At 33.8% G+C, this 16,989-nt stretch carries 13 protein-coding genes and 1 pseudogene; 6 read left to right on the top strand and 8 right to left on the bottom strand.

All coding sequences use genetic code 11. The features are described 5' to 3' along the window. Positions 1-176: 176 nt before the first annotated feature. Positions 177-770 carry a LysE/ArgO family amino acid transporter gene (locus NKR20_RS07555; protein ID WP_253424969.1) on the bottom strand — a complete coding sequence of 198 codons (594 nt, stop codon included), beginning with the start codon at positions 768-770 and terminating at the stop codon, positions 177-179. A gap of 3 nt (positions 771-773) precedes the next feature. On the opposite strand from NKR20_RS07555, the pseudogene NKR20_RS07550 reads away from it, so the two are divergent. Next, positions 774-1,652: pseudogene (locus NKR20_RS07550) on the top strand (aminotransferase-like domain-containing protein); the annotation flags it as partial. A gap of 94 nt (positions 1,653-1,746) precedes the next feature. On the opposite strand, the gene NKR20_RS07545 reads toward NKR20_RS07550, so the two are convergent. From NKR20_RS07545 to NKR20_RS07535, 3 genes are all read right to left on the bottom strand, one after another. Continuing rightward, entirely contained in the window at positions 1,747-2,595 is an 849-nt protein-coding gene (locus NKR20_RS07545) for an MBL fold metallo-hydrolase (RefSeq protein WP_253424966.1), read from the bottom strand. A 110-nt stretch (positions 2,596-2,705) separates the two neighbouring features. Then, a complete protein-coding gene (locus NKR20_RS07540) occupies positions 2,706-3,692 on the bottom strand; it encodes an alpha/beta hydrolase (RefSeq protein ID WP_253424963.1) in 987 nt (328 codons plus the stop codon). A gap of 85 nt (positions 3,693-3,777) precedes the next feature. After that, complete coding sequence (locus tag NKR20_RS07535) at positions 3,778-5,838, bottom strand: methyl-accepting chemotaxis protein (RefSeq protein WP_253424960.1); 2,061 nt, start codon at positions 5,836-5,838, stop codon at positions 3,778-3,780. 461 nt (positions 5,839-6,299) lie between these two features. Between NKR20_RS07535 and NKR20_RS07530 the strand changes: the two genes are divergently transcribed. The 3 genes from NKR20_RS07530 (at position 6,300) to NKR20_RS07520 (ending at position 8,022) form a co-directional block, all read left to right on the top strand. Beyond that, positions 6,300-6,707 (top strand): hypothetical protein, encoded by a 408-nt coding sequence (locus NKR20_RS07530; protein WP_253424957.1) that lies wholly within the window; start codon positions 6,300-6,302, stop codon positions 6,705-6,707. 135 nt (positions 6,708-6,842) lie between these two features. Beyond that, positions 6,843-7,334, top strand: coding sequence for a ferritin (locus NKR20_RS07525; RefSeq protein WP_253428088.1), 492 nt, complete (start codon positions 6,843-6,845; stop codon positions 7,332-7,334). A gap of 142 nt (positions 7,335-7,476) precedes the next feature. Beyond that, positions 7,477-8,022 (top strand): glutathione peroxidase, encoded by a 546-nt coding sequence (locus NKR20_RS07520; protein WP_253424954.1) that lies wholly within the window; start codon positions 7,477-7,479, stop codon positions 8,020-8,022. Positions 8,023-8,062: 40 nt separating this feature from the next. Here the strand turns inward: NKR20_RS07520 and NKR20_RS07515 are convergent, their stop codons facing one another. From NKR20_RS07515 to NKR20_RS07500, 4 genes are all read right to left on the bottom strand, one after another. Next, positions 8,063-8,878: a type II CAAX endopeptidase family protein gene (locus NKR20_RS07515; protein WP_253424951.1), complete on the bottom strand. Its 816-nt coding sequence runs from the start codon at positions 8,876-8,878 to the stop codon at positions 8,063-8,065. A gap of 245 nt (positions 8,879-9,123) precedes the next feature. Beyond that, the gene (locus NKR20_RS07510; RefSeq protein ID WP_121215390.1) at positions 9,124-10,179 is read right to left on the bottom strand and encodes a 5-methylcytosine restriction system specificity protein McrC; all 1,056 of its coding nucleotides are present in this window, start codon (positions 10,177-10,179) and stop codon (positions 9,124-9,126) included. Then, the gene (locus NKR20_RS07505; RefSeq protein WP_121215391.1) at positions 10,154-12,613 is read right to left on the bottom strand and encodes an AAA family ATPase; all 2,460 of its coding nucleotides are present in this window, start codon (positions 12,611-12,613) and stop codon (positions 10,154-10,156) included. The genes NKR20_RS07510 and NKR20_RS07505 overlap by 26 nt, the downstream gene beginning before the upstream one ends. 1,275 nt (positions 12,614-13,888) lie before the next feature. Beyond that, positions 13,889-14,731: a DegV family protein gene (locus NKR20_RS07500; protein ID WP_253424949.1), complete on the bottom strand. Its 843-nt coding sequence runs from the start codon at positions 14,729-14,731 to the stop codon at positions 13,889-13,891. Positions 14,732-14,892: 161 nt separating this feature from the next. Between NKR20_RS07500 and trhA the strand changes: the two genes are divergently transcribed. After that, on the top strand, positions 14,893-15,534 hold the full coding sequence (trhA, locus tag NKR20_RS07495; RefSeq protein ID WP_253424946.1) for a PAQR family membrane homeostasis protein TrhA: 642 nt from the start codon (positions 14,893-14,895) through the stop codon (positions 15,532-15,534). A 73-nt stretch (positions 15,535-15,607) separates the two neighbouring features. Beyond that, positions 15,608-16,965 (top strand): IS3 family transposase gene (locus tag NKR20_RS07490; RefSeq protein ID WP_253424943.1). Its coding sequence is split into 2 segments (ribosomal slippage): positions 15,608-16,061 and positions 16,061-16,965, totalling 1,359 coding nucleotides; the frame shifts between segments, so codons are not numbered across the junction. Positions 16,966-16,989 lie beyond the last annotated feature (24 nt).

The following is a 16,989-nucleotide window of genomic DNA, read 5'->3' as shown; positions in this document are numbered from 1 at the left end:
AAAAACTCATGAAGGTTTTTTATGTTGAGAGAAATTTTGAAGAACCACCTAATTCGTTATTTTTCCGAATTAGGTGGTTCTTTTTCAGTTCCTCCATTCAATTCAGTTCTTCTATATCTCACAAACAATTTCGCTTTACTTATGTTAATCTTCTCTAAATTTCTATAGAAGTCTTATTAGATTAATAATAAGTACACCTGATACCCCATATAAATTGCCATAATCCAAATAATAATGGCTGAGATTTGATTAATACGTTTTAAGAAATTACCCGTTCCGTTAAATTGACCAATCTTTCTTCCGACAACTGCTAAAGAAATGAACCAAATCCATGAAACTACTATACAACCAATCATAAATACCCATTTGTCATACCCTGAATAAGTCAATGAACTTGTCCCGATGACACCAATTGTATCTAAAATCGCATGTGGATTAAGTAATGATACTGATGCTGCAAATGTTATTTGACGTCGTGTTGAAAATCGATTTCCCTCTGTATTACCATTTACTTCAGGACGATCTTTCCATATAATCCAACCCATATAAGCGAGGAAAAAGAGCCCTACTCCGAACAATAAAATTTTTAACCATTCAAAACTAAAAACAATTACCGATACCCCTGCAACTGCCATGTAAATTAATAACGTATCGCAAATTCCAGCTGTTACTACAGCTGGTAATGCATTTGTAAATTTTTTATGTGTCGCTCCTTGGTTAAATACAAACACATTTTGAACGCCTAAAGGCAAAATTAAACCAAAGGCCAATGACTACAGGCGTTGCAGTTAATCTCAATTGGGCTTTTAAGAAGGAATTCAACTATCCTTCATGAAACACCCTCATACTTAAATTCAGTACACGTATTTCAATCGGCTGGTATGCATTTATTAGGTATTCCTTTAGATGAAGAAGGTATGCGATATGATTCGATTGAACGTTTGAAACGACAACATGATGCAGCTTTACTCTATACGATACCTAATTTTCATAATCCAACTGGATCTTTAATGTCTAATAGAAGAAGAACTGAGTTACTTAAAATTTGTCAAAAAGAATCCATTCCTATTATTGAGGATGATGTTTATGGTGACTTATGGTGTGAAGGTCCTCCACCAAAACCTTTGAAATGCAATGACACACAGGGAAATGTCCTGTATATAGGAAGTGTGTCTAAATCATTAAGCCCTGGCTTACGAATTGGATGGATTGTTGGACCAGAGCCCGTCATTGAACGGCTGGCAGATATAAAAATGCAAACTGATTATGGTTCAAGCTCGTTATCGCAATATGCTGTAGAAAAATGGATTTCTAGTGGTTGGTATGAAGATTTCTTGAAGAATATAAAAGATGAATTACAAGTTAGAAGAGACTTCACTATAAAAATTTTAGAGAAATTTTTCTCTGACATAGCCACTTGGAGTGTTCCAAAAGGCGGATTTTATATTTGGCTTAAATTACAATCAGAAATTTCCACTCGAAAACTTTTTGACTTAGCCCTTCGAGAAGGTATTTTAATAAATCCAGGAAGTGTCTATGATAAAAACGATAATCAACATCTTCGTTTATCTTATTCTTATGCTTCAATCGAACAACTAGAAAAAGGTTTAATTCATTTATCACAACTTATTAAAAAATCTGCTTTTGATTGAGCTTTTTTATGGGGGGTGTCCAAAAAGTCAAAACTCCTTGGACACACTCTCCTAGTTGGTAAATTTCTCTTAGAAATCTTTTCAGACGCCTACTTTAATACCCATTCACAAAATAAGTGATGGTCTCAATTTCATCTTCGGTAAGTTCCCTATTTACTTGGTGTTCATATTCCTTCGTGATTTTCTGCTCATTCCCTTCACAAAGATCCGTTAATTTTGCAATAGTTCTTAGCATCGCCACTTCTTTATCATATTCCTCTTTTGAGATAGGTCCTTGATGAGATAGGATGTAGGTTTCTGCCGCAAAAGATTCTAATACATCTAATAATCGTAGTGTTTCCTGAACTGTATAATGTACTTTTGGGGCATACATTTTGGCATAAATACAATCAGCAAGGAAGAGGATTTTTTCTTCTTTAATATAGACAATGACAGAATCTGCAGCATGGTCCCCACCAACATGTTGCACAATACATGACACACCACCAAGATCAATTTCTGCCCTCTTTTCAATTGTCATATCAGGCAAAGTAATCTTAATATCTCGGTGTTTTTTGAATTCTTCCTTAATGGCTTTTGCGCAAAATTCAATTTCTATCCCTTCTTTAACCCGTTCATCAATCGCCTCATCTGTCCATGAAAATGGCAGTAGCTTCTCCATTTCACTTTTTGTTTCACTAGAAGCAATGGAAACTGCATTCGTTAAAGCAGAAAGACCGAAAATATGATCCCAATGCCAATGGGTTAGTATAACGATCTCAGGATTAGAGATTTCTCTTTTTTTCATTTCATTTAGAAAATAGTTTGCGTGATCTTCCGAATTCCCTGCATCAATCATAAGGGTCTTGTTTTCCCCTACCACCATTGCTAAAACTGGTCTATCCGTTAATGAGATTGGCGTCATGTACCAAAAACTTTTTCCTATTTTATGTATCGAGTGCATTCACATCGCCCCTTTTCTATCTTTTTATTGTAATTCAAATCTGATTTCTTTACATGAAAATAAGGCTATGCAGAAAATCTTTTTTCTCTGCACAGCCTTCGTTTTGCGGTTTATTGTTTATTACTCGTTTGATTTAAAAACTCTATCAACTTATTAAATGTATTTTCCGCTTGTGTTGTGTTCATCATAAATTGATACTCATGTCCTAATTTAGCTTCTTCTGTTGAATAAAAGATTTGTGAAACTTCTACACCATTGTATTTCAATTTATTTGCCAGATCTTTACCTTGATCTTCAAATGATCCTACATTTCCATCTGTTATGAACGTAGGAGGAAAATTGCTAGAAACATGTTGAAGAATCGAAGCTTGTTTTACTTTTTCTGTATTTGTCCATTTTCTATCACCTATATAAGCCCAGCCAACCCGCTTAAATATGAAATTAATTAAGAAGCTATCACTATTATTGGAAAGCCTTGAAACATCATATGGTCCGCAAAATAACAGTACCCCTTTAATTTTACCAGGTGAAACAACGCCTTCTATTCCTAACAAATTGGCATAACCTTCATCTACTTGAATATTAACAAATTGACTAATAATCTGTGCACCTGCTGAATCCCCAGCAAAGTATAAACGATTCATATCAATGCCATAATCTTCAGCATTTTGTTCTATAAATTGATAAGCTTCTTTTACTTGATATAAGGGATTTGGGTATTTGGAACTCGGTGCTAATTCATAATTAATATTAACTACGATATATCCTTTACTAGCAATTTGAACTGCATATTCCGTAATATCGGACTTGTCACCACCTAAAAACGCTCCTCCGTGTACCCAAAATATCACCGGCAAATATCCTTCAAATTCCATGGGTTTAATAATATCTAAATGGCCTTCTTTATATTGTGATTTGTAGGAAATATCCTTTTCTATATAAACCATTTTTTCAATTTCATCGTAGTTAGGAGGCTTTACTGCCACTCCACCTTCAAATAATCGACGAACGAGTATTGCAGTTGGCTTTGGAGAAATTATGAATAATAGTACAATAAGTAAACATAACGCTAAAAAGGTTCCAAGTATAATCATCATTTTCGAATGCACTCATCTCTTCTTGAATTCATTTCAATAATAATCATAATTTCCCACAAAAACGCCTTACTTACAAGACTAATATTTACTCAACCTTAAATTTCTTAATTAAATTATTTAATGATACAACTAATTCTTTTAAGTCATCCACTGCAAGTACCACTTTTTCAAAATCTCTTGCTTGTGATTGCATTGTGGCAGCAACCTGTTCAGAAGATGCTGCACTTTCTTCCGAGATGGAGGAGATTCCTACTATTTCTTTCGCCAGTTGTTCTGCATTGTCTGCTAATTTCGTAATATAGCTACCATTCATTGTGAGCTTTTCATTGATATTTTGAATGGAGTTTGAGATAAGATCAAAGGAATGATTTACTTTTTGAACAGCCTCTGATTGTTCCGTTGCTCTTTCTTTCACATTCTGCATCGCATCAACCGTATTCTTAGAATCTTCCTGTACCGCTGAAATGATATTGCGAATATCTTCCGTTGATCTTTTTGATTGTTCTGCTAGCTTTCGTATTTCCTCTGCTACAACCGCGAAACCTTTACCCGCTTCACCTGCTCTAGCAGATTCAATCGAAGCATTTAAGGCCAAAAGATTTGTTTGCTCACTAATTTCACTTATCTTTTCTATAATCATACTAATATTTTTTATATTACTATTTAAATCTAATGTCACTTTTTCAATCATTTCTGTCGCTTTTTTATTCTCTGCGTTGATTTCATTTAATCCTGCATTTAATACTAGCCCATCTTTAATATTTAAATTCATTTCTTTCATACTAGAGAGAACCTCATTCGTATTTAACTGGAGCTCGCTACATTTTATGGAAAAATCAGATGAAATTTCAGAACAATTTTCAATCGAAATAGACTGCATTTTATTACCAGCTGCAATCTCCTCCACTGAAGCAGTGACTTCTTCTGATGCTGCTGTCATATCGTGGGATGCAGTTGTTAAAGCAAGGGACGATGCGTTTACTCGCTCAGAAACGATACTAATATTTTTTGTAAGGTTTCCTAATTCTTCAACCATACTATTAAAATTCTTCCCGATTTCACCAATTTCATCTTTACTCTTGATAGCAACCTGAATCGTAAAGTCACCTTCCTTTACTTTTCTCATATCCTCGATTAGTGCTTTGAGAGGTTTTGTGAATCTATTACCTAATAGTAAGGCTACGATAATTGAGACAATGATGATTACTATTAGTAAAATGATAATATTATTCGTTAATTGGTGTACGTCATGAAAAATATCGTTTTTAGTTGATGAGATCAATAAGGTCTGTCCATTAGACAGTTTTGAGTACGAAATAATACTATCTTCATTGTTTAGCGCAATATCTTTCACTCCAGAATCGTTTGCCGCTAGATCCTCTGAAAAGTCTTTATTCATGTCAACTAAATTATCATTGATTGTCAATTCAGGGTGAATTAAAAATTGTTGGCTAGAGTTTAGTAATGCCCCATAACTATTTTTATACGGCTTAATATTGTTAATAATCTCTGTAAAAACAGCAAAATTAATATCCATCCCAACAACACCGATTGTTTCACCATCTTTAAATAGTGGAACTACATAGCTAATCATGTCCACACCGATATTCTCATTGTGATAAGGATCTAACCACATTGGTTTACCAGTATTAATTGGGATATAATACCATCCGACATTACCTACATCAGACGGGTCGTATTGACTAAAATCAGTAGGAATTAGTTGCTCGATATTCCCATCGCCATCACTATCTGCATGAAATAACCCCGATGTCGGTTCTGAAAACTCGGGATTAAATCGTAAATAAAATGCCATTGCTCCATTTGTATTTGTTGCAAATTCTTCTGCAATTGGTCTTACTTTCTCCTGAAATTGTTGTACGTATTGAGGGTCTGATTTTAATTTTTCTACATCGTCTAACATTGATAACACTGTTATGGAAAGATCGTTAACTGAGGTTTCAATTTTTCCAATCGTAATATTTAATGTATTGGCATTACTTTCTGCAAGTAACTGGGCATCATTTGTAGAATATTTTCTTATAATACTATTACTAACATAAATACTAACTGTACTTACAAATAATACTGCTATGACGGAACATAAGATGATTGCAAACATGATTTTAGTTTTAATACTTTTCACTTAGTTCTTCCCTTTCTAACATTCGGCTATTTATAATAGTGAGAACCATAAATATGATTCTTTTCCATTATAAGTTAATTATCGGCACGATAGTTTTATTATTTTTCAAAATAATTGAATTTTTTCATAATCTTTTACCTAACTATTTAGAAATTCTTGATATTTTGTGAAATGATTTATTATTCAATATGTAATTTTAAAAAGAATAAATATTATTTAATATAAAACTTTTCGTAAAATAACCTTACGAACAAAAAAACCTCCCCTTTTATACCCCATTCAAACGAATCTCTCCTATAAAATACATTTCTAATACGAAAATTCAGAATCTAGTAAAAAATCCACTTGATTTTATCAATGATAAAGATTATCATTATCGTTGTTAACTAGATTTCGATATTTGTTGAGAATAGTATTTAATAATGACTGAATGGTAAAAGGCTGTATGGAGGTTATAAATAATGGGTAATTTAATTGTTGCGGATCAAAAAGGAATTCAATTTCAATGTTTAAGTCATGGGTATAAAAAAGAAAACCTTGTATGTCACTCATTATTTTTAAAGCAAGGGGAACTCTTAACTATAACAAACAGAAAAAAATATATCGTCAATGTTGGTTGGTTTATTTTAATCCAAACAAACAATAATATAGAAGAATTTGTGTTTGTCGAGGAATTGGAAGAAACACTCAATAATGAACAAATTATGGATGAAATTGATTGTATGTTAAAAATTTCTAGTATATCATATTATTTAGATCAATCTTTAGTTAGCAGAAATAAAGAAGAATTTTTAAAATTTTCTGCACTAAGAAATGAATTAGCCTTTCTATATGAGCGATTAAGTGGAAAAGTACTTATTGAATCATAAGTCTTTTTCAAAATTGCTACCCCATTATTAATAGTTTGAACCTTATAGCATTAGCTACATTCGTTTCATTATTAAATTTCTATTAGAAAGGGCGTTTTTTATATGTCAAAATTAGAAAAAATTGCTAGCACTAGTATGTCCCCTACATTAGTAGAAGCTTTAAATGAACAAATGAATTTTGAATTTTACTCTTCACATGTTTACCTTGCAATGGCATCTTATTGTGAAAGCCAAGACTATGATGGGTTCGCTAAATTTTTCTTTGGCCATGCAGATGAAGAAAGAGAACACGGAATGAAGATTTATCAATATCTACAAGATCGTGGAGAACAAGCGATTTTTACAGGCTTTGAAAATCCAAATAACGTGTATGAATCTGTACTAGACGCTTGCGAACAAGCATTAGAGCATGAAAAAGTCGTAACAAGCAGATTTTATAATCTTTCTGAAATTGCTGACAGTGAAAAAGAATATACAACAACTACATTCTTAAAATGGTTCTTAACAGAGCAAGTGGAAGAAGAGTCTTTATTTGAATCAGTTGTTCAAAAATTAAGACGTATTAAAGATGATGAAGGCGCACTTTTCGTTTATGATATGAAAATTGGTAAAGAAGAAACGGAATAATCCTTATAATTAGGTGACCTCTTACATTTTGTAAGGGGTTGCCTTTTTATATTTTTAGTTTGTAGTATTTTACTCATAAGCAAACTTCTGGATTATAGGGAATTATTCTTATATACTAAACTATCAAATGGAGGTTATGAATATGAGTATATATAACTATTTAGTAACAAAGCCTAACGGAGAGATTCTCTCGATGCAAACTTACAAGGATCAAGTTATGCTCATTTGCAATACAGCAAGTCAATGTCAATTTACATATCAATATGAAGATTTACAAAAGTTATATGAAAAATACAATAAAGATGGATTTGTCGTACTTTCTTTCCCATGTGATCAGTTTGGCAATCAAAATCCGGAAGATGGCTTACAAACAGTGGCTCAATGTAAAGGTCAATTTGGTGTAACGTATCCGATTTTTGATAAAATTCATGTGAATGGTGAAAGCACCCATCCCCTATTTAACTATTTAAAACATGAAGTTGAACCAGCAGAATTCAAAAGAGATACAATGCAATCAAAGCTGTTATATAGTACGATTGAGGATCATTATCCAGATTATTTAATTGGCAATAATATTCGTTGGAACTTTACAAAATTCTTAGTAGATCGTAAGGGGAAAGTTGTTGCTCGTTTTGAGCCGGATGATTCGATTCTTGATATTGAACAAGCCATTCAAGGTTTGCTATAAACTAAAAGAAACCAATTTGCACAATTGGTTTCTTTTTTTATTACATATTTAATTGTTTTTTTGGAAGTTGATTAATATTTGCCATCTGTAATATCCAACATGCTATAGTTCCATATAAAACAATCATAATTAGACCATTTTCTCCGCCGATATAGTAAGCTAAATCAGATTGAACTTGAGTAAATTCACGACATAATGCCCAGGTTACATTGTGTGCACTATGCAGAATTGCAGCTGGCCAAACACTGTTTGTTTTCAATCTAACATAACCAAAAAGAACGCCCCCAATGATTGTTTGAATAATCATTAATGGATAAATAATCATTGGATTCCCCTCTGAATGATATAATCCTGCCAACATTAGTGGAATATGGAAAATCGCATGAATAAAGCCCGTCAATAGTACAGCTTTTTTCCACCCGAGCGTTATTAACTTTGGTAGAAGATAGCCTCTCCATCCTAGCTCCTCACCAAGAGAACTTGTTACCGTATGGAAAATAAAAAGAATAATAACTTTCATTACAACGGTCCAAATTGATCCTGCTTCTTCTGGAACAAATGGCGAAGCATAATGTGTTAACCATGTAATGAAATATGCACAGCCCAAACAAATAAATGGGACTAATATACAAAATAACCATAGCCCTTTACCTGTTCGGTGCAGACCCAACGTACTCCACTCTTTCTTTCGATAGCCATCACGAGTGATGACAAAAAACATACTCACTAAGGCAATCATAGGTGCAAACATGTAGACTTCTGGGGTAATTTTTAACACACCAAACAAAGACGCAATCATGAGAACTAACGCTATGAAAAATCCAGACTTCTGTAAATCAGATAAATTCGTAAACATAATACTCTCCTATTCTTCTTTTCTATTTAAAAAATTTATTGTATTAATAAATAAGATGTAGTGATTCAAGAGCATTTTTAGTTTAGTCTTTAAAAGTCATAGTCCACAGTGCCATAAAGTCACATTTTTGGTAGAAGGTCATTTTGTAAAATAGCTTCCTCACTTTATGGTTCACCCTACCGTTCATTCTTTTAGAAAATAATGAGTTCGGTATTTTCCCCAATATAAAAAACACCCGAAAAGTTTTAGACCAACTTTTCGGGTGTGCTATTAACAATTTCCAACAACCTACTATGAATGATATTCCAACTACGATTTAAATCCACTGTAAAAACTTTTATTGGAAATCCTTTTATTTCGTACGAAAGATTCAGTTCCTTACCCGTTTTTGGATAGAGTAAAATCCCTGACAGCTTTTTGCTCGTATTTTTATGATTGTTAAGATAGGCAAACAATTGATAAAGATTGCCACTAATTAATTTTTCGGAACCACGATTTTCGGTTAAGGCGTTTTGGTAATATTTCGTATCCATAATAATCTTTCGGTCCCTGTCTTCCAAAGAAATATCGGTTTGCATAATTGGCAAATATGTCGTATTCTCCCCAATCGCATCCCAATATATATTTTCTCTTCCCACTTTAAAATGCGGTGTTTCTTTAATATAAAAATTACGAACAAAGTCTTCAAATAAACATGCCATGGCTTTTGGATTGCGTTCAAAATCTGCAAATTTTGAATCTGAATTTTCTTCATTTAATAACAAGGATTCATAAAGAAATTGACAAATGTCTAATACAAAACGATAATGCTGATTGCTTCGATGTAACCGAATCGTTTGAAATAAACGACTATCCAATTTGATTAAGTTTATTTGAGCAAAATATGGATACAACTGATGAATCTCCTCTTTTAACTGCTTATTAAAAATCGATGTCTGTAACAGTTGATAAAGAGTGGCTTTAATAATCTGATTATGAAGAATGTCATAGCTCATCTCTTCGAATTCCACATGCATTTTTGCACGTTTATACGAGAAGTTTTGTATCGACTCTTTAAATAAAATTCGACCTCTTAAAGTGGATGTCTCTTCCCTGGCCAGTTGATACTCCTTATAAAATCCACGTTTGATAAGTGAACGCAATTTGACAAGGAGTATTCTGGTAAGCAGATGCTTTATATCTTTTTCATCTTCACGAGAAATCGAAACAAACTCTCGTTCATCTAAATGTTGCCAAGCATAACAAAGCATAAAATAGAGATTTTTTATCGGGATTTTATTGGAGTCGGTTAAGGATGTCATTGACTTTATCCTCCCGATCAAACCAATATTCCTTTAATAATGGCGCAATCTCTAAACGAATAATTCGTTCATACCATTTTTGTTCATCATCCACATTTTCAACGGTTGGACAGAAATAACTGTGGCCAATTTCATACCCTTTTCCGAGATTAATTTTATCACTCACAATTTCCTGATTTACCTCATCAATTGAGTGGATTAGTTTCTCAATAAATCCTTGACTGATGCCTTTTGAAATCAAATAATCTTTAAACCCATCTGTATGAAATGCTGGTTCGACATTAATAAACGAAAAACGTCTACGTAATGCGTAATCTACAAGAGCTAAGGAACGGTCAGCAGTATTCATTGTACCAATTAAATAAAGGTTAGATGGAATATAGAACGTTTCCTCCCCTAAACTATAGGCTAATTTAACTGCAAATTTTTTCCCCCGTTTATCTGCTTCTATTAACATCATTAACTCACCAAAGATTTTTGATAAATTTCCTCGATTAATTTCATCGATAATCATGTAGTAATTGTTTTCTGGATCATCAACGGCTTTTTTGCAAAACGTATAAAATAAACCGTCTTTCAAAATGAAGTTTCCTTCTAAATTCGGTTTATACCCACGGATAAAATCTTCATAGGAATATGATTGATGGAACTGTAAAAATTCAATTTTACTATCATCTTTAACACCCATATGCAGATATGCAAGACGTTTTGCTACAAAAGTTTTCCCTACGCCAGGGGGTCCTTGTAAAATTATGTTCTTCTTATAATCCAAGGTTTCAAGAATTTCCTCGATTTGCTCATTTGTCATGAAAACTTCTGAATTGATTTGCTCAACTGTATACGGAGCAAGTTCTTCATTTTTTTTGTTTCCTTCTGGTGGAGTTGTACTAGAATTGCCTTTTCCAACCTTATCAAGTAGTCGTTCCACATAGTCTTCATAGCGAGTAATATTCGTTAATGTTTTCATATGAATTGGTTCTTTATCAACATTCCATTCCCCTGTCGATATCCAATCTACTTTACGTACTGAGTGATATGTTTCCCGGGTAGGGTCATGTTGATAGTCAGAAACAATTTTTCCAAAACCAATGATCTGTTTTGTCCCTCTTTTAATAAACACATAGTCCCCAATCTTCATTTCATAGGCAAATTGATAATTCGCTAGTGCATCATTTGTTGGATTATTTTCTAGTTGAAATACTTCTTTTAATACATCTGCAATTTCGCGTTTACTATTGTATTTTTTTAGATCACCGATTTCTTCCCATCCAATGGCGATAAGACCATTTTGGTAGAAATCATCCCACATTACAGCGTTCTCTCCTGCTGCAAGAAGCCAGTATTGTGGCAAATCATCTTGGACATCGGTAATGTCTTTCCCTTTTTTACCATAGTTTTCAAATAAGAAACTGAAGAATTGGTCCACTTCATAATAGATTGGTAAATTTGTTCGTTTTCCAATGATTTCTAAGTATTTTTCAATGATTTGATTTTCTTTTAGGCAATTTTGAAATTTAATAAACTTTCTTCCCTCTGAATCTCCTCTAGAATAATCAGGGGTTAATTGAAGTATATTTTCGACAGCTACTTTATCACGTTGATTGTAAAAACAATAGTCATCAGCAAATACATTTCCAACGATTTCACTCACAACACTCATGCCAAAGCCAAATAATTTATATTCCTCATTTGAAATAAAATTATCAATTCGGTTTTCAATTGGTTCTTGTCCATAAAACAAATACTCAAAGCTTTTTCGATATTTTTCGATTGGCGCATTCATTTTACCAAGTGCCCGTTTCTTTGATAGAGCCATACGAAAGGCATTAATATGGTTACCGATTTCTTGAACATCTTCCCATTCCATTTGTTGTAGATGGTCACGTTGTTTAAACCGGTCAAAAAAATGATAGCCAACTTCAATGTATTTAGTATTTTCCTTAAACCATTCATCTGCAACTTCTCTAAAGGCATACAGATATTTTTCGATTGTCGGAAGCTCTAATATTTCTTTAACCATTTGTGGATTTTGCCAATATTTATAAAGTCGATTAAATTCTTCGTCCGTTAATCGATAATTGGTCAATTGACTTATTTTAAAGATTTGAAGGTTCATCGTATCTGGGATTTCTTTCAATTCGTGTCGAAGAAGCATTCCAGAGTCGGGTGTTAGGCGAAAATCAGTTATTTCCACTTCGATACTAAAGCCATCATCCTCATCAATAAAAGGCGCAGAAGTAATCTTTCCACTAGCTACCACTCCACCTGTATTACGCTCGCCCCCATCGGAACGCCAAATGAATACACGATCTCCTCGCTGCATTTCATCCTTAAATTGCTTTTGACGAATACCCCAAGTGACTACTTTATTTTCTTTTAAATATGTATCTACATCAAATTGCTTAGGGTTACCTTGAAATATCCAATTTGCCATTGTTGGACCTCCTTGTAAACTGCTATATTACTTCTAATATCATCATATTTAATTATAGAATGTTTAATTGAAAATTCATACAATGCACAATCATCTCCTGGAAGTGCCCTTTAGTGGAATAAGATATCAAGCAAATACTGATAATTCTGTTGTCAATTTAAAAACCACGAGAAATACATCTCATGGTTTTAATAGTTTAAATTCATTTTTACATGCATGAATTACTCGATTACTTGATTTAATAAAAAAATTTTTCTGCAATTTTCTCTACAATTAGCCTATTCATTCTTATATCCATTCTATGTGTCCAGGTTGCAAAGGTAATAGTTCATTCCTAACCATTTTCTTTAATACTTTCACTCTTTCTAGGCATGTTTGTTCCTTGACAAGTTTTTATAGTAAAAAATTTTTTACAACTTCTTCAATTTTTCTTCCAAAAAATGAAACCAAACAAATTCCTAATCGTAAAATTAAGTAAATTAAAATCGTCTATAGTTATTTTGAGAAAGGGTTGAGCCGTATGAAGAAATGGCGGAATCGAAAGAGAAAATACAAATATAGTAATGGCAATTATACATTTTTTGATCTAGTTCTAGATGTACTTTTTATCATCCCAGAAATAATTTTGTGGCCATTTAGATTAATTTTATGGTTATTAAGAGGCACAGGAAGAATGATTGGTAATTTTCTCGATTTTATTTAAGGGCAGCCATTTGCTAAATATGGTAGAGCTAGAGAGGAATATAATTTGAGCAACCTTTGTCAAATTTTAATTCACAATACTACACAACTATAATGTTGAAAATTCAGTGATAATTTTTACTACCTACATTAATAACAAAAAAGCGCCAATCCCTATACAGAATTGACTGTGTAACCACAACTAAGTCCACCCGTCACCCATCACCCCACCAAAACCCCTCTAAACCCTTTCCAGAGTAAGCTTAAGCAACTTTGCTCTAAAATCTTAACCTTACTCCGTGTACAACTAAGTTCGCCCGCCAAACCGCTCTTTTTTCTCTAAATATTACCACATATTTCTCATACCTTCAAAAATCGTCTACAACAAAGTACGTTCGTAAGAGGATAGAAAAAAGCGCCAAACCCTGAGTAGTATCAAGGGTTTAGCGCTTAGAGCTTAGAAATTATTCAGTTATTTTTCCGCGCAACTATCGCGCCTATGAACCAACTTAGTTGTTCGACGGGTGAATTATGTTGTGTGCGAACCGACTAAGTTGGAGGAAGGCATTGACACTTTTCTTTAATATTTATTATTTACTCCGCAAAATACATAAATCCAATTGCCCCTGGACCTGTGTGGGTGCTGATAATTGGAGAAGTGAATTTGATTTCGACACCATTGAAGCCTGTTGATTCGATTAATTCCTTTAGCAGGTTGCCCATCGTTGCGAGTCCGTCCGCGTGGGAGATGCCGACTGCTTTTACGGTTTTCCCTTTTGTATCTTCTAAAAATTGTTCAAATAAATATTTGACGACCTGTTTATGGCTTCGAGCTTTTGAAACTGGCGTATAAGAACCGTCGTCTAACGTTGCGATTGGTTTGATATTTAACAATGAACCAATCATCCCTTTGCCTTTCCCAATACGACCACCTTTAATGAGGTTTTCGAGTGTATCCACCACTACAAATAAACGTGTATTTTTTCTCACTTCATTTAATCTTGCAACAATTTGCTCCACAGTTGCCCCTTGATCACGAAGTTTAATGGCTTCACGTAGTTGGAAAGCTAATGCAATGGCAATATATCTTGAATCTATTACGGTTACATCTGAGTCCGTCATTTCCGCAGCTTGTCTAGCAGAATCGTAAGTACCACTCATGGAGCCTGTCATATGAATAGAGATGATTTGATCGCCATTTTTTCCTAGCTCATCAAATAATTCTTTGAACTTTCCTGGTGCAGGTTGAGAACTTTTTGGTAATTCTTTTGAATTTTTCATTAACTGTAAAAATGAATCGGGTTGTAAATCTTGCCCGTCTACATATGTTTTATCATCAATTTGAATCGTTAATGGTACGACTTTTATGTCATATTCCATTATTTCTTCTGTTGATAAATCACAAGTTGAATCTGTAACAATATGAATTCGTCCCAAGTTGACACATCCTTTAATATCTTAAGATAATTATATGTAACCGTTTACTCGGTGTAAACATGACAAATGTAATCTTACAAATAAAACGGTTAAAATGTGACAAATGATAGTGTTTTCCATATTATTTTTCCGATATAATGAATGCATTAGGAGTGAGAGCGATGAAAAATGAACAAGCATTTGACTATAAAAATTGGAAAGAAGAACTTTGGAATGCCATCACTCATGGCATCGGATTATTATTAAGTATCCCTACGTGCATCATCCTTATACTTATTGGTGTGCACTCAGGAAATGCAACTGAAATCGTATCATATTCAATTTTTGGAGCATCCCTTGTACTACTGTTTTTAATGTCAACTTTATTGCATAGTATGCCAGAAAAATATAAACGCTTTTTCGCTATATTGGATCACTCATCGATTTACGTATTAATTGCTGGAACCTATACCCCATTTTTAATGATTGCCATTGATGGCGTGTTAGGTATCGTATTACTTTGTATTATTTGGGGCATTGCCCTATGTGGAATTTTATTTAAATGTTTCTTTATCGACCGTTTTGAAACTTTCTCATTAATTTTATACATTGCCATGGGATGGTTAATTATTTTTGCCATTAAGCCGTTATATGAATTTTTACAATTTGATGGGTTTACGGTGTTACTTGCTGGAGGATTATTATTTACGTTCGGCGCCATCTTCTACGCATGGAGAAAACTACCGTATAACCATGCAATTTGGCATCTATTTGTCATCGCAGGCTGTGCATGTATGGTAGCTTGTGTGGCGATATATTTATAAAGTAAAAGCAGGACATTCTGAACTGCACCCCAATTGTTAGACACAATCTAACAATTGGAGGTGTAGTTTTTTTATGACTAAATTTACTAGTGATATCAAGTTAGCTATAGTTCAGGGGTTTAATCCACATATGATTTCACAAAAAGAATATGCGTCACAGATGGGTGTTACAAGAGCACAATTTCAATTTTGGTTGAAGTTATATGAATTGCATGGTGAAGAAGCGTTTAAGAATTTCTATACAAATTATCCCGTACCATTTAAACTAGATGTACTTAATTACATGGTTCAATCTGGTGCATCACTAATGGATACAGCAGCTCTTTTTAAAATTCCTAGTTATACGATGGTGTATAATTGGCAAAGACAAATGGAGTACGGTGGCTTAGATGCCCTTGAGCCAAAATCAAAGGGGCGTCCATCCATGAAAAATGAAACAAGTAAACAACCAAAACAAACACCAGTAGAAGGTTCACCTGAAGCACTTCAAGCAGAAATCAATCGTCTACATATGGAAAACGAGTATTTAAAAAAGTTGAACGCCTTAGTTCAAGCCAAGGAAAAATCACCAAAGAAGACAAAGTAAAGGTCATCTATGAATTAAGGCATAAATACTCGGTGAAGGCGCTTGTGGCATTCGCACAAATTCCACGTAGCACGTACTATGATTTAGTAAAGAAGATGAATCGAGCAGATCCAGATGCCGAGTTGAAAGCTGAAATTCAAGCAATCTATAACGAACACGAGGGCCGTTATGGGTATCGTCGCATTCGAGATGAGTTGGCGAATCGTAGTCAGAAAGTGAATCATAAAAAGGTTCAACGTATTATGAAAGAACTTGGTTTAAAATGCGTCGTGCGAATGAAAAAATATAAGTCTTATAAAGGGGCGGTTGGCAAAATCGCACCTAATAGTTTAGACCGCAATTTTACAGCAGAAGTACCGAACGAGAAGTGGGTAACGGATATTACGGAGTTTAAGTTGTTTGGCGAGAAGCTATATTTATCACCTGTTTTAGACTTGTTTAACGGAGAGATTATTACCTATACGATTGGCTCTAGACCTACGTATTCATTGGTTGCCGAAATGTTAGAAAAGGCTTTAGAAAGACTGCCTGCAGAACATCAGCTACTCATGCATTCGGATCAAGGCTGGCATTATCAAATGAAACAATATCGCCACACCCTAGAATCGAGAGGGATTGTGCAAAGTATGTCACGTAAAGGAAACTGTTATGACAACTCGGTGATGGAAAATTTCTTCGGAATCATGAAATCTGAATTTCTTTACTTAAAAGAATTTGAAAGTGTCGAGCAGTTTAAAGTGGAACTTGAAAACTATATAACGTATTACAACACGAAACGTATTAAGGCAAAATTGAAAGGCATGAGTCCGATTCAATATCGAACTCATGCCCAAACCGCTGCCTAAATGAAATAACCGTGTCTAACTTTT

The sequence above is a fragment of the Ureibacillus endophyticus genome, assembly GCF_024159215.1.
In the GTDB taxonomy this organism is placed as follows: Bacteria; Bacillota; Bacilli; order Bacillales_A; family Planococcaceae; genus Ureibacillus; species Ureibacillus endophyticus.
The sequence above is the reverse complement of the archived record's forward strand: the minus strand, read 5'-3'. Positions and strand labels throughout refer to the sequence as shown.

What these genes read in the sequence shown, in the direction of transcription:
- NKR20_RS07505 (WP_121215391.1), bottom strand. Translation starts at nt 12,613, where the DNA reads ATGGCAAATTGGATATTTCAAGGTAACCCTAAGCAATTTGATGTAGAT.
- NKR20_RS07510 (WP_121215390.1), bottom strand. Translation starts at nt 10,179, where the DNA reads ATGACATCCTTAACCGACTCCAATAAAATCCCGATAAAAAATCTCTAT.
- NKR20_RS07520 (WP_253424954.1), top strand. Translation starts at nt 7,477, where the DNA reads ATGAGTATATATAACTATTTAGTAACAAAGCCTAACGGAGAGATTCTC.
- NKR20_RS07525 (WP_253428088.1), top strand. Translation starts at nt 6,843, where the DNA reads ATGTCCCCTACATTAGTAGAAGCTTTAAATGAACAAATGAATTTTGAA.
- trhA (WP_253424946.1), top strand. Translation starts at nt 14,893, where the DNA reads ATGAAAAATGAACAAGCATTTGACTATAAAAATTGGAAAGAAGAACTT.
- NKR20_RS07545 (WP_253424966.1), bottom strand. Translation starts at nt 2,595, where the DNA reads ATGCACTCGATACATAAAATAGGAAAAAGTTTTTGGTACATGACGCCA.
- NKR20_RS07515 (WP_253424951.1), bottom strand. Translation starts at nt 8,878, where the DNA reads ATGTTTACGAATTTATCTGATTTACAGAAGTCTGGATTTTTCATAGCG.
- NKR20_RS07530 (WP_253424957.1), top strand. Translation starts at nt 6,300, where the DNA reads ATGGGTAATTTAATTGTTGCGGATCAAAAAGGAATTCAATTTCAATGT.
- NKR20_RS07540 (WP_253424963.1), bottom strand. Translation starts at nt 3,692, where the DNA reads ATGATGATTATACTTGGAACCTTTTTAGCGTTATGTTTACTTATTGTA.